At 47.7% G+C, this 22,587-nt stretch carries 17 protein-coding genes and 1 tRNA gene; 8 read left to right on the top strand and 10 right to left on the bottom strand.

Annotated elements, in window-relative coordinates; genetic code table 11:
* Positions 1–94: 94 nt before the first annotated feature.
* The 6 genes from BM030_RS11970 to BM030_RS11945 all read right to left on the bottom strand — a co-directional run bounded on the left by BM030_RS11970 (position 95) and on the right by BM030_RS11945 (position 8,103).
* Positions 95–1,561 (bottom strand): glycine--tRNA ligase, encoded by a 1,467-nt coding sequence (locus BM030_RS11970; RefSeq protein WP_090973832.1) that lies wholly within the window; start codon positions 1,559–1,561, stop codon positions 95–97.
* An 87-nt stretch (positions 1,562–1,648) separates the two neighbouring features.
* A complete protein-coding gene (locus tag BM030_RS11965) occupies positions 1,649–2,737 on the bottom strand; it encodes a DUF2891 domain-containing protein (RefSeq protein WP_090973831.1) in 1,089 nt (362 codons plus the stop codon).
* Between the two features lie 44 nt (positions 2,738–2,781).
* Positions 2,782–3,822, bottom strand: coding sequence for an AI-2E family transporter (locus BM030_RS11960; RefSeq protein ID WP_090973830.1), 1,041 nt, complete (start codon positions 3,820–3,822; stop codon positions 2,782–2,784).
* Positions 3,823–3,862: 40 nt separating this feature from the next.
* On the bottom strand, positions 3,863–4,636 hold the full coding sequence (locus BM030_RS11955; RefSeq protein ID WP_090973829.1) for an enoyl-CoA hydratase/isomerase family protein: 774 nt from the start codon (positions 4,634–4,636) through the stop codon (positions 3,863–3,865).
* Entirely contained in the window at positions 4,636–7,185 is a 2,550-nt protein-coding gene (locus BM030_RS11950) for a DUF5686 and carboxypeptidase-like regulatory domain-containing protein (protein ID WP_090973828.1), read from the bottom strand. The genes BM030_RS11955 and BM030_RS11950 overlap by 1 nt, the downstream gene beginning before the upstream one ends.
* Before the next feature lie 69 nt (positions 7,186–7,254).
* Positions 7,255–8,103, bottom strand: a complete 849-nt coding sequence (locus BM030_RS11945) for a DMT family transporter (protein ID WP_244518897.1) — start codon at positions 8,101–8,103, stop codon at positions 7,255–7,257.
* A 282-nt stretch (positions 8,104–8,385) separates the two neighbouring features.
* Between BM030_RS11945 and BM030_RS11940 the strand changes: the two genes are divergently transcribed.
* Positions 8,386–9,627: a DEAD/DEAH box helicase gene (locus BM030_RS11940; RefSeq protein ID WP_090973826.1), complete on the top strand. Its 1,242-nt coding sequence runs from the start codon at positions 8,386–8,388 to the stop codon at positions 9,625–9,627.
* A 33-nt stretch (positions 9,628–9,660) separates the two neighbouring features.
* Entirely contained in the window at positions 9,661–10,119 is a 459-nt protein-coding gene (locus BM030_RS11935) for a cold shock domain-containing protein (RefSeq protein WP_090973825.1), read from the top strand.
* Here BM030_RS11935 and BM030_RS11930 read toward each other — a convergent pair.
* From BM030_RS11930 to purD, 3 genes are all read right to left on the bottom strand, one after another.
* Positions 10,116–11,183 carry a fatty acid desaturase family protein gene (locus BM030_RS11930; RefSeq protein WP_090973847.1) on the bottom strand — a complete coding sequence of 356 codons (1,068 nt, stop codon included), beginning with the start codon at positions 11,181–11,183 and terminating at the stop codon, positions 10,116–10,118. The genes BM030_RS11935 and BM030_RS11930 overlap by 4 nt on opposite strands.
* A gap of 201 nt (positions 11,184–11,384) precedes the next feature.
* Positions 11,385–11,456, bottom strand: a tRNA-Glu gene (locus tag BM030_RS11925).
* Between the two features lie 63 nt (positions 11,457–11,519).
* Positions 11,520–12,794 carry a phosphoribosylamine--glycine ligase gene (purD, locus tag BM030_RS11920; RefSeq protein ID WP_090973824.1) on the bottom strand — a complete coding sequence of 425 codons (1,275 nt, stop codon included), beginning with the start codon at positions 12,792–12,794 and terminating at the stop codon, positions 11,520–11,522.
* Positions 12,795–12,981: 187 nt separating this feature from the next.
* Here purD and BM030_RS11915 point away from each other — a divergent pair, with 187 nt between their 5' ends.
* From BM030_RS11915 to BM030_RS11890, 6 genes are all read left to right on the top strand, one after another.
* Positions 12,982–15,657 (top strand): TonB-dependent receptor plug domain-containing protein, encoded by a 2,676-nt coding sequence (locus tag BM030_RS11915; protein ID WP_170845717.1) that lies wholly within the window; start codon positions 12,982–12,984, stop codon positions 15,655–15,657.
* A gap of 49 nt (positions 15,658–15,706) precedes the next feature.
* Positions 15,707–16,510, top strand: a complete 804-nt coding sequence (locus BM030_RS11910) for an enoyl-CoA hydratase/isomerase family protein (RefSeq protein WP_090973822.1) — start codon at positions 15,707–15,709, stop codon at positions 16,508–16,510.
* Positions 16,464–17,339 carry an SDR family oxidoreductase gene (locus BM030_RS11905; RefSeq protein ID WP_090973821.1) on the top strand — a complete coding sequence of 292 codons (876 nt, stop codon included), beginning with the start codon at positions 16,464–16,466 and terminating at the stop codon, positions 17,337–17,339. Before BM030_RS11910 ends, BM030_RS11905 begins: the two co-directional genes overlap by 47 nt.
* A gap of 85 nt (positions 17,340–17,424) precedes the next feature.
* Entirely contained in the window at positions 17,425–19,161 is a 1,737-nt protein-coding gene (locus BM030_RS11900; protein ID WP_090973820.1) for a phospho-sugar mutase, read from the top strand.
* Between the two features lies 1 nt (position 19,162).
* The gene (locus BM030_RS11895) at positions 19,163–19,708 is read left to right on the top strand and encodes an NUDIX hydrolase (protein ID WP_090973819.1); all 546 of its coding nucleotides are present in this window, start codon (positions 19,163–19,165) and stop codon (positions 19,706–19,708) included.
* Between the two features lie 482 nt (positions 19,709–20,190).
* Positions 20,191–20,856 (top strand): ABC transporter ATP-binding protein, encoded by a 666-nt coding sequence (locus BM030_RS11890; protein WP_090973846.1) that lies wholly within the window; start codon positions 20,191–20,193, stop codon positions 20,854–20,856.
* Here the strand turns inward: BM030_RS11890 and BM030_RS11885 are convergent.
* A complete protein-coding gene (locus BM030_RS11885) occupies positions 20,822–22,429 on the bottom strand; it encodes a S41 family peptidase (protein WP_090973818.1) in 1,608 nt (535 codons plus the stop codon). The genes BM030_RS11890 and BM030_RS11885 overlap by 35 nt on opposite strands.
* Between the last annotated feature and the right edge of the window lie 158 nt (positions 22,430–22,587).

Raw genomic sequence — 22,587 nt, 5'->3', positions numbered from 1 at the left:
TTCACCGTTTTCTGGTTGTCCGCCCCGACTCATCATTCATGGCGTCGTGTAGAAGCCGCGATACGCGGCCCCGGATTGAGCGTAACGGAAAGTCCTATAATTTGACCAACAGATTTTTCCAATCGACCAAGTTACGGATTATCTTTTCCAAATCTGACGTGGCCACGCGTTCTTGCTCCATGCTGTCGCGGTGGCGTAGGGTAACTGTGTCGTCTTCCAATGATTGGTAGTCTATCGTGATGCAGAATGGAGTGCCGATAGCGTCTTGCCTCCGATAACGTTTGCCGATAGAATCTTTTTCATCATATTGAACATTATAATCCAGTTTTAGCCGGTTGAGAATTTCCCTTGCCTTATCCGGCAAACCATCTTTTTTGGTTAAAGGGAGTACGGCGGCTTTCACTGGCGCCAATGCCGGGTGAAAACGAAGTACGGAACGGGAGTCTTGTTTTTCAGCTGTGCTCAGATCCTGTTCCTCAAAAGCATTACAGAGTACGGTAAGGAACAGCCGATCAAGACCTATGGAAGTTTCAATCACATAAGGAACGTAATTCTGGCTAATTTCAGGATCAAAGTATTGTATTTTCTTACCTGAATACTTTTGATGCTGGCTGAGATCAAAGTCAGTGCGTGAGTGAATTCCTTCTACTTCTTTGAAGCCAAAAGGAAATTCGTATTCGATATCTACTGCCGCGTTAGCGTAGTGGGCAAGCTTTACATGATCGTGATATCGATACTTGGCCGAACTGCCACCGATTGCCAAATGCCATTTCAGGCGCGTTTCTTTCCACTGTTGATACCACTCCAGTTCGGTGCCTGGCCGCACAAAGAACTGCATTTCCATTTGTTCAAACTCACGCATACGCATAATGAACTGACGGGCAATTACTTCATTACGGAAGGCCTTGCCTATCTGGGCAATGCCGAAAGGAATTTTCATCCGTCCGCTTTTCTGGACGTTAAGGAAGTTAACGAAGATCCCTTGTGCTGTTTCCGGTCGGAGGTATACTGTTTCGGCGTCTTCTGCCGAGGCGCCCATCTGCGTGGAAAACATCAGGTTAAATTGTCGTACGTCCGTCCAGTTTTTCGTACCTGATATGGGACATACGATGTTATGCGTCTCTATAAGCGACTTGAGTCCGGCCAAATCGTCGGCATTAAGCGCAGCATCGAGGTCTGCCTGCAATTGTTCGGCTTGGTCGATTTTTCCGTCTGCCTCATAGGTTGCAATCCGTTCTTCAATCAATTGGTCAGCACGGTAACGCTTCTTGGAATCCTTATTATCTATCATCGGATCGTTGAAACCGTCCACGTGTCCAGAAGCTTTCCATGTAGTGGGATGCATGAAAATGGCCGCGTCAATGCCAACGATATTCTCATGGAGCTGTACCATGGCTTTCCACCAGTAGGCCTTCAGATTGTTTTTGAGTTCGGCCCCCAGCTGACCGTAGTCATAAACTGCGCTTAAGCCGTCATATATCTCGCTGGAAGGAAATACGAAACCATACTCCTTAGCGTGTGAAATAACGTTTTTGAAAAAGTCGTCCGTCTGCTTGCTCATAAGACGGCAAACTTAGCTAAAATGCTGCGCATTCCGAATACCGTTGACAAAATAACCGGCGTTGGTTAACATTCGATATAGTATTGCTTAGTCATTTTGTGCGGTGAGCGCATAAACGGCGAAGGAGGCCAGCCAATGTTCCCCCATATAGTCGCCACTGGCCACATGGGGCAATGCTGCCTGCAGATGTTCCTTCGCTATGGCCGTTAACCGTGCCTGGTTTACGCCTGTATATCGAGCGATGCCGTAGAGACACCACGCACGACTGAGGTTTAATCCATCAAGATGCACGAGCTTACCATCTGTGCGATCTGTTACGGTTCCAGGCTCAAGGGAGAATGATTTTTTGAATAGCTGTGGAAGGAATTTTTTCAACCATTTGCGATAAGCGGGAGGCGGAAGGATTCTCCGCATCAGGTCTGCTTCCTCTAAGCATGGGCTTAAAAAATCGGCACCGCCCGGTTCCCAGGCTAGTGGGCAATCGGTGTCTTTCGCATAGAAACGCAGGGCAGTATGCTGGATGACGGAACGGAGCGCTGTGTCTCCGGCAAGCACCGCGTAATCATATGCCAACCGCAGTCCGAATGCCAGATTCGAATGTTCGCCCACACGGATGGCATAGTTCATTTTAGGCAGATAGTTAATATAGGATTGGGCCAGTATAGTGGCCAACGGCCAGACATTCTTGCTTAATGTGTGTCCGATAGGGTCTTCCCATGATAGAAGTTCTGCTTGAAGTTGCAGTAGCCAAGCCCATCCGTACGTCCGTTCAAAGCTTTGGTTCAGGCCTTGAAACAAGCGCATTTCGGTAGCTATGTTCGCTTCAGAAAGGTTTTGGGAAAGTTTGGCTTTTATTTCTGCGGCTTCGGGTATATCCGGGAAGAGTTTCAGCAATCGGACCAACATCCAATGGCCGTGCACGCTGCTATGCCAATCAAAGCATCCATAAAAGGCCGGATGATAGTTGCTGGGCGGGAGTATTAACGTGGAGTCCGTAAAAACAATGCCTGTTTTATAAGGATATGCCTGTTGCATGCACTGGAGGGGCAATTGTGCCAAATGCGACGCTCCCGCCTCAGTAAGTTCTATGTGATCGCCCGTGAATTGATAGTGTATCGATTGAGATTTGGCCGCATTGCAACTAAAGGCTACGATTAACAGTAAGGTATTCCGCATGGTAAAACCAGTTTTTACAAAGATAAAGATTGCTGGTATTATCACTATTTTAGCGTAACCTCATTATCCGGTTCGATATGCCGCTTATTGGCCTCATAAATACGCACGGTGATGAGGAAATACGAAAGCAGGAGGGGGCCATATACGAGTCCCATGACACCAAATAGCGGGAGTCCGATGATGATACCTACTACAGTAATAATCGGGTGGATGTCGCCCAGCTTTTTAGCAATTATCAGGCGTAACACATTGTCTATATTGATAACCACTACGAAGCCGTAAATCAACAGGCCTATGGCGGCAAGGTTACTGCCCTGTGTAAAGGCAATTATCGCGGCAGGGACGAATATAAGCGGCGGTCCCAGTAAGGGGATGAAAGCCAGAATAGCGCATATCACTCCCCAGAAGAACGCGTCATCAAACCCAAAAATCCAAAACCCCAACGCGAGTGCCGCGCCTTGTACCAGCGCAATAATCGTTTGGCCAACAACATTGGAATATGTGATGTTACGGAGTTCAAGGCCAAACTTCATCGCATTTTCTATGCCGAAGGGGGAATACCGCAATAACCCCTGTTCAAAACCTCTGAAGTTAACCAAAATAAAATACAGCAGGAAATACATTACTGCGATATCGAGGAAGAGGCCTGCGGCTCCACTGAGTAAAGAGGTAAGCAGGCCACCAAAGTAAGTGGCGCTTCTTTCCAATTGTTCTTGCAATAAATCCGGTTTGCCCAGTTTATCTCCCGCAAAATCATTGACGGTATTCACTAGTCTTTCGATCCAATCGGGGTTTTTCACGAGCGCTATTACCTTATTGGCAAGCATTGTACCGATACCGAGGAAAGGTAAGACGATGATGATAAAAGAGCCGATGATAATCAATACCGCGACCATTGGACGCCGCCATCGCAACCGTTCTATCATCCAGCTATTGACGGGCCTGAACAGTGTGTATAATACGATGGTGCCAAGTAATGCCCCTATGATGCCCCGCACGGCATACGCGATGATGGTGCCGAGCAAGATCAATAGAACAAGCGTGATTGTGTTCCGTTCTTTTCGGGTAAATATAGAATAAGGCATACGTAGCGCCGATTATCTGTTTACCCAGATAACTCCCCATTCAGAAGTTTGGTTTTCGTTTTTCCAAAAACGCCGCTACCCCCTCTTTGAAATCCGGCGTACCAAAACACTGGCCAAAGGCGTCGATTTCGGCCTCGTACCCGTTTTGAGCGGGGTCTAGACCGGCATTGACCGCCTGTATAGCAAGGTTTACCGCGTGGGAGGAACGCGATGCAATGCGGTTTGCGATATCCATTGCTTTGCTGAACAATATTGAGGGGTCGACCACGTGGTTTACCAAACCGTATTCAAGGGCTTCCGCGGCAGATATCATATCGCCGGAGAGTATCATCTCCAATGCCCGTCCACGGCCCACGAGTTGGGTGAGGCGTTGGGTACCGCCGTATCCGGGGATGAGGCCCAACGACACCTCCGGCAGGCCCAGTTTCGCGGAGGAAACGGCAACCCGGATATGACAGGCCATCGCTAGTTCAAGGCCGCCTCCCAACGCGTAGCCATTAATGGCTGCAATGAACGGTTTGGAAGCGTGATGAATCAAATCAAACACCTTGTTTTGGCCTTCGCGTGCGAGCGTGCGCCCTTGTTCGGTATCTAAATCTGCGAAATCTGCGATATCCGCCCCAGCTACAAAAGCCTTGTCGCCCGCCCCGGTGAGTATCACGCCCCGGACAGATTTATCAGCAATGGAATCGGCAATTGCGTGATGCAGTTCAGCCAGTGAGCGTTTGTCAAGCGCGTTGAGTTTATGTTCACGCGAGATAATGAGGCGGCGTATGGTACCGCTGTCTACGATAGATAAATTTTGGTAGATCATTAGAAATCAATTTTTACGCCAAACCGTATGCCTGCTTTCCTGATGTTCGGATGGTCAAGATACGATAATCTGCGGACATACTCTATTCGGAATATATTCAAAATGTTTTCCAGTCCCGCACTCGCCTCCATATATGGCGTTCGTTGTAACAAGAACGTTGTGGGGCTGCCGTGTTCATTTGTAGGGAGCAAAAGCAAATGCGGATTATCTGCAGGTCGGTTTTCATGCCTTACATTACCGTAAAGTAGTTTAAATCCGGCCACTTCGCGCAATTTCAGCAATTTTAGCAACGGGATTTTATTGAGAATAAAACCATGCAGACGATGCTCGATGCTTAACTTGAAGTATTGGTCGCTCACAAATTCCAAGTTATTCATCAAGTTATAAGCATCGGGTGTGAGCAAATAAGCTTGGTTAGCGTTGGGAATGTCAAGCAGCGGATATGGTACCGTGCCGAAGATATAACCGGCGCCCATGGAGATATCCGCCAACCCCAATTGCGAGAGGAACACCCGCTTGAAAACATTTAGTCGGAGCGCGTGGTAATCATAGCCGCTACCTAAAAGATTCTTAATGCCCATGTTATAACGCAAGTTGAATATGGGATATTCGTTGACAATGGGCGATCGGTCGAGGTTACGCTGGAAAAACTCTTCGTTTGGCGCCCAACGCAGATCGAACCCTATCTCTGTTGCCTGCAATGTGCTTAAAGTATCGGCAGGATTGCCTGAAGTAACGAAACGAAGCTGCGCCGCGGGGGTTTGCCGTAACGATGCCAATGACGTTTGCAGCATGAAGTGATTGCCGAATTCAATGACATGGCTTACCCGAAAATTATCGTGGTAAAGCCAATTGTCCTGCGGGCCGCTGCGGAAGGAACGCACAAAGTTATCGCCGTTACGAAATCCGAGTTGCTGCCCCGGTTCACGCGCGTCCCGTTGATACGTTGCTTGCAGGTAGTGCGACGGGTATTCACCGATTTGCCGGCCATTGAGTGTATGGGCTGCCCCTCCATAGAATTTGACTCGTTGGTCGCCGAACCCATAGGCGAGATACCCCTCTGCGTAAAAGTTCGGAGAAAGTTGCGGGGTTGTCCGGCCGCTTAGCCGTAGGCGACTGCCTTCAAGCTCATTGAAGCTATAAGAGTATTCAAAAGGGCCGAATTCTATGCCTCCTGCCGGAACAAAGCCTTTAGAAAGGATGTATCCCCATTTTAAGGTACGCTGGAATGCCCGGTTATGCTGTAGGCTATCAGTATTGGCATACGTTCGGGCTTCGGTTTCGGTAAGCGGAGAGGGTCTGCTGCGGTGCCAGTATTCATCCGATTGGTTGTCTGCGTTGGCCTCCTTTTGCCAAAGCTGGCCTTCAAAAGTTCCTCGGGGTATGGGCGTTTCCGTATCGTATTTCCTGTATACCAATGTCCGTTGGCCGAAGGCGCCTGGTTTACCGCCATGCGGACTGAAGTCGATTCTCATATCGGAATAGGACAAAAGGTAAATGCCGCTATGATGGCGGCTGAAATGCAATGAAATATCCACATGATTCACCCAATCGAGATTCGCTTGGCGGCCAATCCAGATATCAGCCCTGCGGATGCCATAATTTCCGTCGAGCGCAATCTGTAATTTACCTGAAAACAGCCGATCTTGCTCATTCCGAGGTACAAAAAGAAGCTCCACAAACTGTCCTTGGTCAATCGATAACGTATCCAGAATAAAAAATTTATAGAACACCGGTGCTGCGTCTGCAGTAGGGCTCAGGAATGGTTTGTTAAGGATAAGAATATTGTTTTCGTAAATATCTATATCGCCATGGATGAACTTAAAATAAGCTTCTATATTCCGGTTATTTACATATCGTTGGTCAAGTTCCGTCTTTTTTGTCGCCGAGACGATGGTTTTGCTGGTTTTGGGGCGCATTCTCAGGTAACGGGTAGAAACATTTTCTTCGAGGTATACGGGCAGCACTGAACGGCCCGGAAGCAGCGTCGTGTCCACGTTTTCAAAAGCAAACCGGTAATTCTGGGTCAATCTGCCCTGAGCGACGAATTTAGGTATTTCTGTTACGCCCATCATAATCTTTTCATAGATTTCGACAGAAGCGTGATCAAAGCGTGAAAGGCGGTTTGCCGGTTTATATTCGATGACTTTACGGATAAGATCCACCGCAGGATTATTTTGGTTGCGGTAGCGACCTTTACCACTAATGATTACCTCATCGAGGGTTTGGAAGTCTTCCTCCAGGGCTACGTCTATCGGCTGTGATTGGTTTGGCAACAGGGACTTGCTCACAGTTTTGTAACCCAAAGCATCAAACCGGATGTGTGTAGCGGTACTGTCATGAGGCAGAATATAATAGCCTAAACTATCTGTCGACGTACCGCGGGCGGTAGGGGGCAGCGACACGGTTACGCCACCAATGCCAAGATTGGTGGCAGCGTCGGTCACCCTTCCCCGTATAGCGGTTTGTCCAAGGGCTGTAGAACAGGCAACCGTTCCGATTAGTATGAGCAACTGCCGTAAAGTGGCAAATGATAGCTTCAATCTCATAGCACGTCCTGTTCAATACTAACGTGTATACACGCAGACAAGATACAATTGTTCAGACATAATCCCAATTTACTTTGCCGTTTTCATCCGCTGTACCAAGTAGAGACCTGTCAATACAAGCGCAACCCCACCGAAGGTATACCAAGAGAGCGGTTCATCCATCAATATTGCTGCGATAGCGAATCCGGCGATGGGACACAAAAATAGCCACGCGGAGGCTTTTACCGCATTGTCGCGGAGCAAATATAACCAGAGAAAGACAGCTATAATGGATACTGGAATAGCTAACCACAGGACGGCCGTCCAAAAACGATCGTCGAAAACATTGGCTTCACGATTGAAGAAAAACAATGCAAACGGCAGAAGGCATAGTCCGCCAAATAGCGTTTGCCAGCCATTGATGGTCAGGATATGCAGGTTTTTCCAGTCCTGCCGGGCAAAATAAATCGCTCCGGCTGAATAAGACAACATACTCAGGAATAGCGTGAAGATGCCCCTTGGGCTGGCATGGCTATCAGCGAAAAGCGGATAAGCGGCCACCAACATGCCGGCTATACATAGCGCAAAACTTATAATAGCAATGGGTTTTAGAGGTTGCTTGTACCAAATCGTATTTATGAGCATAATAAGTACAGGGTTGGTGGCTACGAACAGCGTGCCCAATCCGGCCGACACCTCCTGCATGGCCAGTACATACAAGCCCAGATACAGCCCAACGTTCAGGAACCCGTAGATGATTAACTGCTTCCATATGCGCTTGTCTGCCGGTATCGTTCGCTGTATTAAGGTGTGTGAAATACCAAGCATAATGGCAGCAGCAAGTGCAAAACGGGTTATGGCCATTACAAACGGCTGAGCGGATTGCAGTCCGATTTTTGTAGCTGCCGAAGCTGACGCCCAAAGGATGGCAAAAGCCAAACCTGCTGAAAAATATATGACTTGTTGGACTGGATTTTTCAACCGTGTAGAAGACTAATCGTAATTATTATTTGTTCAGCATTGGGGGCGCCGGCATCTTTCTGGCACGGGCTGAAAGGGAATACAAGAAGCGCCTTTAACATAGTGCAAAGGTGGTGCTTATTTTAAGATTTCTAAAGAGTTGTAAGAAAAATACCTTATCTTTGCGGTATCCTCTCATATGATCCATATTAGACTGGATGTCGGTGCTGTTATGCATTCAGCACTTTAAAATGAACGAATTTGCAGTTTTCAACATTAAATCTTTCCAAGCCGATATTGAAGGTGCTGGAAGAAACAGGATATCAAACACCCACTCCTATTCAGGAAAGGGCTATACCGGTCATTTTACAAAAACGCGATGTTTTAGCCTGTGCACAAACGGGAACCGGCAAAACCGCTTCTTTTTCCCTGCCTCTTATTCAGTTCCTGTCGGAAGATACGGCACGGGCTGCCGGGCCGCGGGCATTAATATTAGCTCCAACGCGGGAATTGGCTATACAGATTGGCGATAATATTTCTGTATACGCGAGACTGACTCCCGTCAAGCATACAGTGGTTTTTGGTGGTGTATCCATTAACAATCAGATTATGGCGCTTCGGTCGCGGCCAGCCATTCTGGTTGCTACTCCGGGCCGCCTACTAGACCTGCTTAATCAGCGCGCTGTTTCCTTACAGGATTTGCGCTACTTAGTGCTTGACGAAGCTGACCGGATGCTGGACATGGGCTTTATCAAGGACATCAGGAAAATCATGGCGGTGATACCTGCCAATCGGCAGACGCTGTTGTTTTCAGCTACCATGCCAAAGAATATCGAAGATTTGGCTGGATCTATTCTGAAGAATCCGGAACGGATCGCTGTAACGCCTGTATCTTCAACGGTAGAAAAAATAACGCAGGCCATATACCCTGTTTCCAAGCCGGATAAAATCAGCTTGCTGAGCCATTTGATTAAAGAAGAACAAGGAGCTAACATCTTGGTTTTCTCACGTACTAAGCACGGCGCCGATAAAATCGTGAGGAAGCTTAAACAAGTGGGCATTGCTGCAGAAGCCATACACGGCAATAAATCTCAGCAAGCGCGGCAGAAGGCTCTGACGTTTTTCAAGACTGGCAAAATCAATGTTCTAGTGGCCACTGATATTGCTGCGCGTGGGATTGATGTGGATAATTTGCAATTGGTGATCAACTATGATCTACCCAACGAACCGGAAACATATGTGCACCGGATAGGGAGAACAGGCCGGGCAGGAGCAAGTGGAAGAGCTTGGTCTTTCTGTGATGCTGAGGAATGGGAATATCTTGGGCAAATCCAGAAATTGACGGGGCAGACCATTCCGACATTTGCAGATCATCCCTTTGCATCAACGGAAGCTGCGCAGATAGGGCGACCGTCTAATCAAATACAGCAGGGAAGTGTGCCGAATGCTCCGAAAAGGAAAAAGAAAAAACGGAAAGCTAAAACAGCCCATGTGGCGGCTTAGTGGATAATTAAATAAAAAACAAATAGGAATTACGTGGCAAGATCTCAAGAAACATACAACAAAAAGGAAAAAACAAAAAAGAGGCTTCAGAAGCGCAAAGAAAAAGAGCAGCGCAGAGACGAAAAAAGGCAGGAATCGGGCAAGACAAAAAGTCTGGAAGATATGATAGCGTATGTGGATGAAAATGGTAATATTTCTTCGACTCCGCCTGATCCCAAAAAAGCCAAACCGATCGCGCTGGAAGATATCCCGATTGTGACACCCAAGGCGGAATCAGGCGATGCATCGGATGCTGTCCCCACGGGTACAGTAACGTATTTTGATGAATCACGTGGTTTCGGTTTTATAACCGATTCACGCACCCAAGAGCGCATATTTTTCCATGTGAATGATCTTTCAGAGCCGCTTGCGGTGGGTGATAATGTCGAGTATACCGCAAAGAAGGGCCCTCGCGGCCTACAGGCAGAAACCGTCCGGAAAGGAGGCAACTAACCTCTGCCTAATTGATAAATGTGCCGAAGATGGGATAAAAACGCATGGCCCATTGTGCGATGTTCAATATAAGCAACGTTGAATTCCTTGCACGTCTTTTTTACCAGTTGGTTTATTGCGGGGTAATGTACGTGGCTGATGCGTGGGAAAAGATGGTGTTCCACCTGAAAATTGAGCCCACCCAACAACCACGAAACTATGCGGCTACGGGTTGCAAAATTGGCCGTGGTACTTAGTTGGTGCACCATCCATTCCTGCTCTATTTTACCGGTATCGGCATCGGCCGCAGGGAATTGCGTGGCCTCCACCACATGGGCAAGTTGGAACACCACCGCCAAACAGAAGCCGCATGAAACGCCGGCAATGAGCCAGCCCAATAATGCAGGCAGCCAACCGACCGTGAGGATAGGGATAATAAGGTAGACTCCGGCATAACCTAATTTTGTAGCCCAAAAGATGACGTGTTCACGAACAGGCATTGTTTTCCTGTCGGCTTTGACACCCATTTTTCCGGTGAAATACTTTTCAAAATCTTGGAACAGTACCCAAGCGATATAGGATATTCCATAGAGCACAAACCAATAGGCAAACTGAAAGCGATGAAACCATTTCCTGGGCTGTTCTGTGTGCATGCGCATAAATTTGATATCGATATCGTGGTCAAGTCCGTCAACGTTGGTGTAAGTATGGTGGCTGATATTGTGTTTCTGTTTCCAGAAGTAAATAGTACCGCCGAGCATGTTTAAGGTGTACGCCGAAATGTTATTCAGCCATGCTTTCTTTGAAAAACTCTGATGCCCGCCCTCATGCATGATATTGAAACCAATGGTTGCAAAATTTACGCCCAGCAATACGCAAAGCAAGCATAAGATCCATGCTGGCAGCGAAACGAACAGCAACGTAAGGTATAAACTAACGGCTGTAATCAGCAATACCAAACTCTTAATATATAGCTTGCGGTTGCCGGTATTGGAAATATTATGTGTTTTGAAATAGTCATTCACCCGGTTGCGGAGCGTGCTTGCAAATGGTTTGTTGTTGCTTTGGAAACTAATCTTGGACATGTGGTAATCCTGAAAAAAATAAATAATTCTATAATTTTCCGAAGATACGGGTTTTAAACCCGATAACGGCATGCCGCCGTAAGGTTTAACGCTTTTTAACAGAAAAGATGAGTCAGGCCGGTTTAAGAGAGTAAGTCCTTGTGCTTTACAATATTATGCAAACAAAAGCGACTTGTTGATGAATCAACAAGTCGCTACGTGTAGCCCATAGGAGAATCGAACTCCTCTTTTCAGAATGAAAATCTGACGTCCTAACCGATAGACGAATGGGCCATTCAAAATGGAGTGCAAATATATACCGTAATTTGGATAGTTACAAATAAAGCAATCCAAATTTTATATCAGATCGAAGCCGATATCTTTACGGAAGTATTTACCTTCAAAATAAATACGGCCGGCATCGGCGGTCGCTTGTTGCAACGCGTCGAACAAGGAATCTTTCAACGCCGTTACCGCCAGGACGCGTCCCCCGGCGGTTGTTATCGTGCCTGCTTCTTCCTGAGTCCCTGCGTGAAAAACAAAAGATTCTCTCACGTTTTCAATGTTGCTGATGGTCTTGCCTGACTCGTATGCGCCCGGGTAGCCGCCCGATACGAGCACTACGGTGGCGGCCGTCTTGGGTGACACGGTAAACGAACGATCGGATAAGTTGCCCTGCGCTACACCCTGCAACAGATCAACGAGGTCACTTTCAATGCGCGGCAGCACACTTTCGGTTTCAGGATCGCCCATACGTACATTATATTCAATGACGTAGGGCTCGCCGTTTACATTCATCAAGCCGATAAAAATAAAGCCTTTATAGGAAATTTCATCTTTTTTGAGCCCGCTGATGGTGGGTATAATGACACGCTCCTCCACCTTGTTTAGAAAAGAGTCGTCGGCAAATGGTACTGGCGATACTGATCCCATGCCTCCCGTGTTAAGCCCTGTGTCTCCTTCCCCAATACGTTTATAGTCCTTCGCTGCAGGCAGCACTTTATAGCTATCGCCATCGGTGAGGACAAAAACCGATAGTTCTATACCGGCTAAGTATTCTTCGATAACTACTTTATTGCTTGCTTCACCGAATTTAGCTTCAGCAAGCATAGCTCGCAGTTCAGCCTTGGCTTCTTCCAAGGTGGTGCAGATTAGCACACCTTTGCCGGCAGCCAAACCATCGGCTTTCAGTACGACGGGTAAATGCTGTGTTTCCAGGTAAGCCAGTCCTTCGGTTAACGTTGTTCTGTCAAAAGATTTGGAGGCGGCCGTAGGGATGCCGTGGCGCAGCATGAATTGCTTCGCGAAATCTTTACTGCCCTCCAACAGTGCCCCGTCTTTCCGTGGGCCAATAACCGGTATATGCCGAAGGTCGCCCCGGTCAAGGAAATAATCATGGATACCTTTTACCAACGGTTCTTCAGGGCCAACAACCACCATATCTATGTGGTTCTGCAGTACGAAGTCTGCTATCCCGTTGAAATCGGTAACCTGCAGGGGTACGTTCTGGCCGTAATGGCTGGTGCCAGCATTACCCGGCGCAATAAATAGCCGGTCGATTTGTTCGCTTTGGGCTATTTTCCAGGCGAATGCACTTTCACGCCCGCCAGCACCGATAATTAGAATATTCATTCTTAACTAATTGAATTTAAGAAGTTAACGAAACCGGTGCTTGCGTAATCTCTTGGAGATTACGTTGCCTTGGTCGGTTTCACCGTGCAAAGATATTTTTTTCGGCCGATGCACACTGATTTTTTCGTAACTTTCACCGGGGCCAAATAACATGATTATGAAATCAAAGGCAATTTTTTGTTGGTGTATGTTGAGCTTAGCTCATCATTTGGCAGTTGCCCAAACCTATGTTACAGATACCATATTAGCCAATTTGCAGCGATATGCTGAAGATTATCCGCGAGAAAAAGTTTACCTTCATCTGGATAAACCCTATTATACCGTTGGGGATGATGTCTGGTTTAAAGGATACGTGACCATTGGTACATACAATAACCTTTCCGGCCTAAGCAAGATACTGTATGTAGATCTCATCAGCCCTAACGACCAGATTGTGCAATCCGTCCGTTTGCCTCTGATAGCGGGGGTTACCATGGGAGATTTCCAGCTAGCGGATTCCCTCCAGGAAGGAAACTACCGGGTACGGGCATATACCAACTGGATGCGGAATTTTGACAGTGATACGTTCTTTGACCGAGTAATACCCGTGGGTAATGCACGCACCGATCAAGTGATTACGCAGAGTTCGTTTTCTTACCAAAACTCACCGGTTCATACAGTCAATGCAGAGATTATTTTTACCGATTTAAACGGGGAGGTGCTTGGCGATATGAATGTAAATTATGAGGTGATTATGGAGGAGCGGAGTATCAGTCGCGGGCGGAAGACAACGGACGAACAAGGGCGTATAGCGTTTGATTTTGTAAACAAACAACCGTTCAACCTTAAGAGCGGGAAAATAGAGCTTACGTTATTAACGCCAGAAAAAACCATTCGCAAAACCATTCCGCTGAAGACCACATCAGCAGCCAATAGCATCCAATTCTTTGCAGAAAGCGGCCGGTTGTTGGCGGGCCATTTAACCAAGGTTGCGTTTAAAGCGCTTAAACCAGAGGGGTTGGGTGTTAGCGTGGAAGGGTATATCGAAGACGATCAGGGAACGCGTATTGCCGACTTCGAGTCGGCATACGCAGGAATGGGAAATGTTAGTTTCGTACCGCAGGAGGGACGTACCTATACCGCTAAAGTGACCTACGCCGATGGAACCGAAGCAGCGCATGAACTTCCCGCCGTAGAGCGTTCCGGTTATGCTATTGCGGTTAACAATGAGTTGGATAAAAATATTTTTGTGCAGGCTTTTGCCACTGACGATTTGGTGCGTGGCCAGGAAATCATGCTTTTGCTTCAACGTAACGGCAGCGTCTTTTACGCAGCAAAGAGTAAGCTAACAAAAAATGAATCGGTGTTTTCCGTTCCGAGAGAGGGGCTTCCGGACGGGGTAGTCCAAATTACGTTATTTTCGCCGGAACAGGGACCGCTTGCAGAACGCGCCATTTTCAACGCTCATGGGAATGCCACGTTTCCTCTGACGGTATCAACACCAAAGGAAACCTACGCTGCAAAAGAAAAGGTTGTGGTTAATATCGGTGTTGGTGAGCAGGTAGACAGCAATGGTATTGCTGCCCTTTCTGCCGCGGTAATTGACTTGGGAAAGGTCCCTGTAGACGGTCATCGCGATGGAAATATTTATGCCTCGCTGTTGTTGAGTTCGGACATCAAAGGATATATCGAGACGCCGGAGTATTATTTCGACGACATGGATATTTCCAAGAAAAGGCTGCTTGATAATGTAATGCTTACGCAGGGTTGGAGCCGGATAAACTGGCAGGAGTTATTAACCAGCAAGATACCGGATTTGCCGCATCATCCAGAACAGGATCTACGTATCAGCGGCATCGTTACTAAACGTGATGGTAAAACGCCTGTGCCCAATGCCACTGTAACAGTATTGTCTACAAGCAACGCACTCACTGTAATTGATACGATAACGGGCCCTGATGGACGGTTTAGTTTTGACAGGCTGCTATTTTATGATGAGGCAAAGTTTGTTGTACAGGCGCGAGATGAACGCGGGCGTAAGAATGTTGATATCCAGCTCGATGAGTCCCCCAGACAGCAGGTTTCACGTAACCCTAATGCGCCAGATGCCACGATTAATGTGAATCAATCGGTTAGCGCCTATCTTAAAAATACAGAGGAACAATTCCGGGAAATGGAAAAATATGGCCTTAGGGAAAAAACCATTTTACTGGAAGAAGTGAAAGTGACCGAAAAAGCGTCTCAAAAAAAGGTAACGCATTCCAGTAACCTCAATGGTCCGGGAAATGCCGATCAGGTGCTTACCGCGGAGGATCTTCTGATGGGGTGCCCTTCTCTGGAAATATGCTTACAGGGTCGCCTAGTTGGTGTGATTTTCCGTAATGGTGTACCCTATTCCACCCGTTCAATGAACCAGCCGATGCAGATTGTTTTGGACGGTATGTTTATGGAGTCCGACGCACTATCGATGATTAATCCGTTTGATATAGAAACGATTGAGGTGTTGCGTGGCATTGGCAATACTGCCGTTTACGGTAGTAGGGGTGGTGGTGGTGTCATTATCATTACGACAAAGCGCGGGGATAGCGGTTTATATAATAGAGATTTGTACACCCCGGGAGTCGTTACACATAGTCCTCAGGGATATTATGAGGTACGGGAGTTTTATGCGCCGGATTACAGCGCGCCGGTTGACTCACTTGCGGCAATGAAAGATCTGCGCACCACCATCCATTGGGCGCCGAATCTGGTTACAGATCAAACAGGAAACGCTTCTTTTGAATTTTATACCGCCGAGAGTCCGGGAACATACCGTATTCTGATAGAAGGCGTGGCCGTGGATGGCCGGTTGGCGCGTGTTGTACATTATATTACGGTTAAGTAGTTTCAGGCGTGTGGTGGATACAATAGGGCAGCAACAAATCAGTGAATAAATGGAGTTTATCAACGTTAGGGTAGATGAGCGGGTTTCCCATATTTATCTCAATCGGGGCCGATCAAATGCTATTCACCAGCAAATGCTGGACGAGATTTTACAGGTAATCGAAAGCGCGCAAGAGGATCCGGCAATAGAAGGAATCGTCCTCCATGGCAAAGAGGATTTTTTTAGCGCAGGACTGGATTTGGTAGCTTTATATGCGTATGATGAGGTGGAAACGAGGCGGTTTTGGCACACGTTTATGGATGTCATTCGCGCATTCATCGCATTCGATAAGCCGGCGATAGCGGCTATAAGTGGGCATAGTCCTGCCGGGGGATGTGTGTTGGCAATGTGCTGTGATTATCGGATAATGGTAGAAGGCGATTATATTATCGGGTTAAACGAAGTGCCCGTCGGCATCATAGTGCCGAATAGCATTTATCAGTTGTATGGTTTTTGGCTTGGTCAGGCGGCAGCCTATCGTTATCTCTTGGCCGGGCGGCTATTCAAGCCGCGGGAAGCGCTTGAGGTAGGGCTGGTGGATGAGGTGGTTTCAGTCAAGGGTATGCGTACCGCGGCGGAGCGGCAATTAAGAAATTACTTGCAGCACGAACGAAATACATGGCGCCAGAGTAAGCGTAACCTGCGGAAGGCTTTGCTTGCCGGTTTCGATGCGGAGCAAACAGACTCCGTTGAGGAGGTGTTAAGGCAGTGGTGGTCGCCCGCAACCCGATCCATCGTCAAAGCGATTATAGATAACTTGAAAGGCAATGATGATAGTTGGCGGAGCTTTGCGCGAGAATGCGCTTCAACATAAAACCGTTGTAGTAACCGGAGGGGGTACCGGCTTAGGAAGGGCTATGGCCACGTATTTTCTGGAGATAGGAGCTCAGGTTGTTATTGCCAGCCGTAAGCTGGACGTGTTGGAAAAGGCTGCCGAAGAAATGATGGCCAGTACGGGAGGACAGGTATTTCCGGTAGCGTGTGATGTTCGGGACTACGCCCAGGTGGAACAGCTGCTTTCCCGGTCGTTAGAGCGATTTGGCCGGGTCGATGCGCTGGTAAACAACGCTGCGGGTAATTTCATTTCACCCTCAGAACGACTTTCGGCAAATGCTTTTTCGGCAATAGTCAATATCGTATTAAACGGCACAGCCCATTGCACATTAGCGTTTGGTAAGCATTGGATTTCCCGGAAACAACCGGCAAGTATTCTGAATATTGTTACCACGTATGCATTTACGGGATCAGCCTATGTGGTGCCTTCTGCGGCCGCCAAGGGTGGTGTGCTGGCGCTGACGCGCTCATTGGCTGTGGAGTGGGGGAAATACGGTATCCGCAGTAATGCCATTGCCCCCGGCCCCTTTCCAACCAAGGGCGCTTGGGAGCGGTTGTTGCCGGGTGATTTGGCGGGGCAGTTCGATTTCAAAAACCGGGTGCCGCTGAAGCGCGTGGGCGACCATCAAGAGCTTGCCAATCTCGCCGCCTTTTTACTATCAGACTTTGCCGGATACATAAATGGCGAGATCATTACCATTGACGGGGGGGAGTGGCTACAGGGGGCAGGCCAGTTCAATGGTTTGGAGGCAATACCGGATGCGTTATGGGATAAACTGATGGATATGGCACGGCGGGCGAAGAGCTGATTGTTGCCAAACACTATTTTGGCATTAGTTATGCTTTATGGTGACGTAATTATTTTTTAAGACAAACAGACAATTTTCATAGCAAATGACAACGAATTTAGATCCAGTGGTCCAAGCGCGAGCAGAGAGTTGGTTGCGCACGCCTTATGACGAACAGACCATCAATGCGGTAAAACAGCTTTTTGACACAGAACAATATACGGAGCTGACCGATAGTTTTTATAAAGACCTAGAGTTTGGTACAGGCGGTTTGCGGGGAATCATGGGAGTGGGCACCAACAGGATGAACAAGTATACAATAGGACGAGCTACTCAAGGATTGAGTAATTACTTGCTGAAGATTTTTCCGGATCAGCAGGTGAAAGTAGTAATATCGTATGACAGCCGGAATAATTCGCAGTCTTTTGCTCGTTTGGTGGCCGACATTTTTTCTGCCAACGGCATCAAGGTATATCTATTCGCAGAACTGCGGCCTACACCACATCTTTCATTTGCCGTGCGCCAGTTGAAATGCCATGGGGGTGTGATGCTTACCGCTTCGCATAATCCTAAAGAGTATAACGGCTATAAAGCCTATTGGAATGATGGGGGGCAATTGGTGCCGCCGCATGATAAAAATGTAATTGATGAAGTATATGCCATTGGAGATCCTGATCAAATTAAATTTACGCCTATTCCAGAAAATATAACCTTGTTAGGAGAAGAGCTCGACGAAGCCTATCTTCAAGCAATTAAGGCATTGTGCCTTCGGCCGGAAGCGGTCGTCCGCCAACACGATCTTAGCATCGTGTATTCACCCATACATGGCACGGGGGTTACTCTGGTGCCGCCCGCATTGTTGCGTTGGGGATTTACCAACGTGAATGTGGTTGAGGCGCAGGCGTTACCTGACGGCAATTTCCCCACGGTGATTTATCCGAATCCGGAGGAAGGGGAAGCGATGTCGCAGGCCATGGAAGAGGGCCAACGCAGGGGAGCGGATGTCGTCTTTGCAACTGACCCCGACGCCGACCGGGTGGGAGCAGCAGTGAAGAACGCACAGGGGGAATACCAATTGCTCAACGGTAATCAGATCGGGAGTCTGTTGGTCAATTACGTACTCTCTGCCAAAAAGGAACAAGGTGATTTGCGGCCCGACGATTACGTGGTGAAAACCATTGTAACCACAAATTTAATCGCTGATATCGCGAATTCATATGGCGTAACCTATTATGATACGCTTACGGGCTTCAAATATATCGGTGAACTTATTACCCTTAAAGCTGGAATGGGCAGGTTCCTCGTAGGGGGGGAGGAAAGCTATGGGTTTCTGGTGGGCGAACTCGTCCGTGATAAGGATGCTGTGGTCTCAGCAGTATTTATCGCTGAAATGGCGGCCTATTATAAAGATCAAGGCAAAACGCTTTTTGATGCGCTCATAGAACTGTATATGCAACACGGCTTTTATAAGGAAAAGCTTATCTCGCTAACCAAAGCAGGTAAGGCTGGGGCAGAAGAAATCAAAGCGATGATGGAGCGGTTACGCAATGAGCCACCCCAGTCTATCGGAGGTATCTCCGTAGCCGAAATCAAGGACTACCAGCGCAGCGAGTCATTCAACCTCAAAACCGGCAAACGAGCGGCCATCAATTTACCTAAGTCGGACGTGCTGCAATTCATTACGGTAGATGGCGATGTGGTTTCCGCGCGTCCTTCCGGTACGGAACCCAAAATCAAATTTTACTGTAGTGTTAAGCAGCCCCTTGCTAACCGGGAGGATTTCAACAAGGTAAGTCAGGAGTTGGAAGAGCGGGTTACGCGCATCATGAAAGACATCGCTTGATATGTTACATTGGGAAACGTTGTCTTCTGAATACCTGGTGCGGAAACCTTGGGCAGTGTTGCGTAAAGACGTGTGCCGGATGCCCAACGGCCATATTGTACCTGAGTACTATGTTCTTGAATACCCCGATTGGGTCAATATGGTGGCGCTTACGGTAGACAATCAATTCATATTGGTAAGACAATACCGACACGGCATCAAGCAAGATGTGCTTGAAATCCCCGGTGGAGTAATTGACCCGGGCGAGGATGCTCCTACTGCCGCGGCCCGTGAAATGCTGGAGGAAACAGGGTACCGGTTTGAACATATTGAGCCTATGGTCACCTTATTTCCCAACCCAGCTACGAGCAATAATAAGACCTATTCATACCTCCTCACGGGAGGAGTCAAAGTGCAGGAGCAACAATTGGATGAACAAGAGGAGATCGATGTAATATTAGTGAATCCGGACGAACTGAAAGAGCTGTTGTTGGACAACAGATTCGGACAGGCATTGCATACGGCTGCGCTTTTTTACGCGTTGGCCAAGCTGGAAATGTTTCGGTAAACCCATGAAGCGGCTCGGGTCAGTAACGAACCGGCCGATAAGGGATTGATGACTTTCAGGTGTAGCGCTTGTGTGGAGAATTGCCGTTGTCAAGGGAGGATAAACCAAGTGTTTCTCAGTTGATGAACATGCAGGCCCCGTCAGGATCAGCTTGGCTTGGACATCTCGGTAAATCCTCGCAGCGCGGTACCGTGTCAGTTTCCATGTGTGCAGCCATTCGCATTAAACAGAGAGGCCTGCCGTTCATCGGCAAATCGCATTTCTTAGTGTAACAAGTACACAAAGGTACGGGGTTTCCGGCTCATTTTTGCTATGCCTGAGTAATTCTTTTCAAAACGCCTGCTTAGGTTGTCCGATAGCGGACACTCTGGTGTCTGTCGGAAAGTATATAACGGGCTTGCAATAAACAAGTTGTCTTGTTGGCCGAAAAATTGGCAAACCCTTTTCATTGGTTTGCACGGTGTGAAAAAATGCAGAATGAAATGATTCGGTTAAACAATATATTTAAATGGTATAATATCGGCGGAAGCCGCTCTTTTGTGCTTAAGGATGTCAACCTTGATGTCCATGAAGGTGAATTTATATCCATCATGGGGTCTTCAGGATCCGGCAAGTCCACGTTGCTCCATATCCTCGGACTGCTGGACGAACCGGATGAGGGCGAATACTTCTTTATGGACGAGAGCGTACTTGCGCTGAAAGAGAAACGGCGGTCTGCATTATATAAGCAGTATATTGGTTTTGTTTTTCAGGCATATCACCTTATTGATGAACTAACGGTTTATGAGAATATAGAAACGCCTCTTATCTATAAAAACGTTAAAAGCGGCGAGCGTAAAGCTGTGGTGGGCGATTTGCTTGACAGGTTTGGCATTGTCGGTAAGAAAGATCTGTTCCCTGGGCAGCTTTCGGGCGGGCAGCAGCAATTGGTGGGCATTGCCAGGGCATTGGCCCCCGCACCGAAATTACTGTTGGCAGATGAACCTACGGGTAATCTGAACTCTAAGCAGGGAGAAGAAATCATGAACTTGTTCAAGCAGCTCAATCAGGAGGAAGGAGTTACCATTGTTCAAGTAACGCACTCTGAAAAAAATGCAGCATACGGCGATCGAGTCATTGAGCTGTTGGATGGCCAGATCCAGCATTAAGGGCGAGTAATGCCTCGGCCAACATTTTATCGGAACGGTTGCGTACCTTAAAAAAAGCTTCGCTTCCAAAATAATAACGGCCCAACAACGCTTCAATATCAGTTCGTACCCGGGGTTTCACGGCGTCGGCTTCTTTTTGAGTATAATCAACTCCTTGGTCTTGTATGTATCGAAGGAAGCTCTGGTATTCCTTATCCGGCAGAAAATATCCTTTTAAATAATTTTCTACAGCGTAAGTGGGAGCCGATTTGGTGAGCCGTTCATATACATATGTCTCAATGAGGTTTGCTTGTCTTATCCTTCGGTATAGGTTGCTTATTCCGTTACTGTCTGCGGGCACCCATACATCAGGTGAGATCCCGCCACCGCCGTAAACCAGTTTACCGGATGCGGTAAGGTAACGCGCGGTATCCGTGTGCGCTTTTTGTACAGACGGGAACATGATTGTGTCACGCCTCATGGCGTTTCGCGAAGGATATGTTTTTTGAATGCATCGGCCTGACGGGGTATGGTACCGCGCTACAGTGAGGTTGAGTGCCGATCCGTCGCTGAAACCGAACTGCTCCTGTACCAAAGCCTTCCCAAATGAACGCCTTCCTATAATGATGCCCCGTTCCAAATCTTGTATTGCCCCCGCTACGATTTCGCTGGCAGATGCCGACTGCTCATCAATAAGTACGGCCAGCTTGCCGTCCCCGAAAATGCCGTTGGCACTGGAGTAGTAATCTGTTCGGCCTTCATGTGCACCTTGGGTATAAACAATTAGCTGTTTATCGACAAAAAACTGGCTGGCTAACGCAGTTGCTGCATTGAAATATCCTCCTCCGTTCTCCCGTAGATCCAATATCAGCCGTTGTGCACCTTGTTTTTTGAGGTTTTGAAGTGCCCGCTTAAAGTCGTCTGCAGTTCTTGCGCCAAAACGTCTGATCTTTATGTATGCCGTGGCACTGTCAATGATGTATGCGGCATCGATGCTGCTCACTTCAACACGGTCGCGCATAACTTTTAAAGGCAACGGCAGGTTTTTTCCGTTGCGATTGATGCTTATTTCGATAGCAGTCCCTCTACGGCCGCGGATCTTTTTCTCGATGGTCTGTTCGGAGAAGCGAATCCCGGCAATTGTATCCCCATTGATTGCGATTAATTTATCGCCTACGCGCATACCGGCGCGTTGAGCCGGTCCACCCGCGATGAGCCCTACGGTCATCAGGGTGTCATGGAGGTTGTAATACTCAATGCCAATGCCCTCGAAACTACCTTCAAGGGTTTCTTGTTGCCTATGAACCTGATTAGGCCGAAGGTATTCGGAGTGAGGATCCAGTTGACCTACAAGCTCATCGATAGCCAGTTCCTGCAACTGGTCAATATCCAGGCTGTCTACATAATGGTTGGCTATGATATTAATCATTCGCTGCACTTTGCCCAGATTATCCGTACGGTTTAGCAACAGTGCACCTGTGCTTCCGGTATGCGTGTTTTCATCGGCATACTTCTGCCCAAGTAAGAGCCCAAGCAGGAGCGCTCCGCCGTAAGTAGCCGCGATAAACAAATTTCGTTTGGTAACCTTCCGCATATCGAAATAACATGTGCTAAATTAAATAGTTTCTGTCATTTTCCATGGTCAATGCGTAAAATTTACATTACGGTGGATGAAGTGTTTCCCCGCCGCATGCAGGCTATAAATAAAAGCTGCTTGTGAAAAATCGGTCAGTTAGCTAACTTTGTAAAGTT

The sequence above is a fragment of the Parapedobacter composti genome (assembly GCF_900112315.1).
Taxonomy (GTDB): Bacteria; Bacteroidota; Bacteroidia; order Sphingobacteriales; family Sphingobacteriaceae; genus Parapedobacter; species Parapedobacter composti.
Note: the sequence above shows the minus strand (reverse complement) of the source record. Positions and strands in the feature narration are given on the sequence as shown.

What these genes read in the sequence shown, in the direction of transcription:
- BM030_RS11955 (WP_090973829.1), bottom strand. Translation starts at nt 4,636, where the DNA reads ATGATCTACCAAAATTTATCTATCGTAGACAGCGGTACCATACGCCGC.
- BM030_RS11950 (WP_090973828.1), bottom strand. Translation starts at nt 7,185, where the DNA reads ATGAGATTGAAGCTATCATTTGCCACTTTACGGCAGTTGCTCATACTA.
- BM030_RS11960 (WP_090973830.1), bottom strand. Translation starts at nt 3,822, where the DNA reads ATGCCTTATTCTATATTTACCCGAAAAGAACGGAACACAATCACGCTT.
- BM030_RS11930 (WP_090973847.1), bottom strand. Translation starts at nt 11,183, where the DNA reads ATGTCCAAGATTAGTTTCCAAAGCAACAACAAACCATTTGCAAGCACG.
- BM030_RS11965 (WP_090973831.1), bottom strand. Translation starts at nt 2,737, where the DNA reads ATGCGGAATACCTTACTGTTAATCGTAGCCTTTAGTTGCAATGCGGCC.
- BM030_RS11970 (WP_090973832.1), bottom strand. Translation starts at nt 1,561, where the DNA reads ATGAGCAAGCAGACGGACGACTTTTTCAAAAACGTTATTTCACACGCT.
- BM030_RS11915 (WP_170845717.1), top strand. Translation starts at nt 12,982, where the DNA reads ATGTTGAGCTTAGCTCATCATTTGGCAGTTGCCCAAACCTATGTTACA.
- BM030_RS11910 (WP_090973822.1), top strand. Translation starts at nt 15,707, where the DNA reads ATGGAGTTTATCAACGTTAGGGTAGATGAGCGGGTTTCCCATATTTAT.
- purD (WP_090973824.1), bottom strand. Translation starts at nt 12,794, where the DNA reads ATGAATATTCTAATTATCGGTGCTGGCGGGCGTGAAAGTGCATTCGCC.
- BM030_RS11895 (WP_090973819.1), top strand. Translation starts at nt 19,163, where the DNA reads ATGTTACATTGGGAAACGTTGTCTTCTGAATACCTGGTGCGGAAACCT.
- BM030_RS11905 (WP_090973821.1), top strand. Translation starts at nt 16,464, where the DNA reads ATGATGATAGTTGGCGGAGCTTTGCGCGAGAATGCGCTTCAACATAAA.
- BM030_RS11885 (WP_090973818.1), bottom strand. Translation starts at nt 22,429, where the DNA reads ATGCGGAAGGTTACCAAACGAAATTTGTTTATCGCGGCTACTTACGGC.
- BM030_RS11900 (WP_090973820.1), top strand. Translation starts at nt 17,425, where the DNA reads ATGACAACGAATTTAGATCCAGTGGTCCAAGCGCGAGCAGAGAGTTGG.
- BM030_RS11890 (WP_090973846.1), top strand. Translation starts at nt 20,191, where the DNA reads ATGATTCGGTTAAACAATATATTTAAATGGTATAATATCGGCGGAAGC.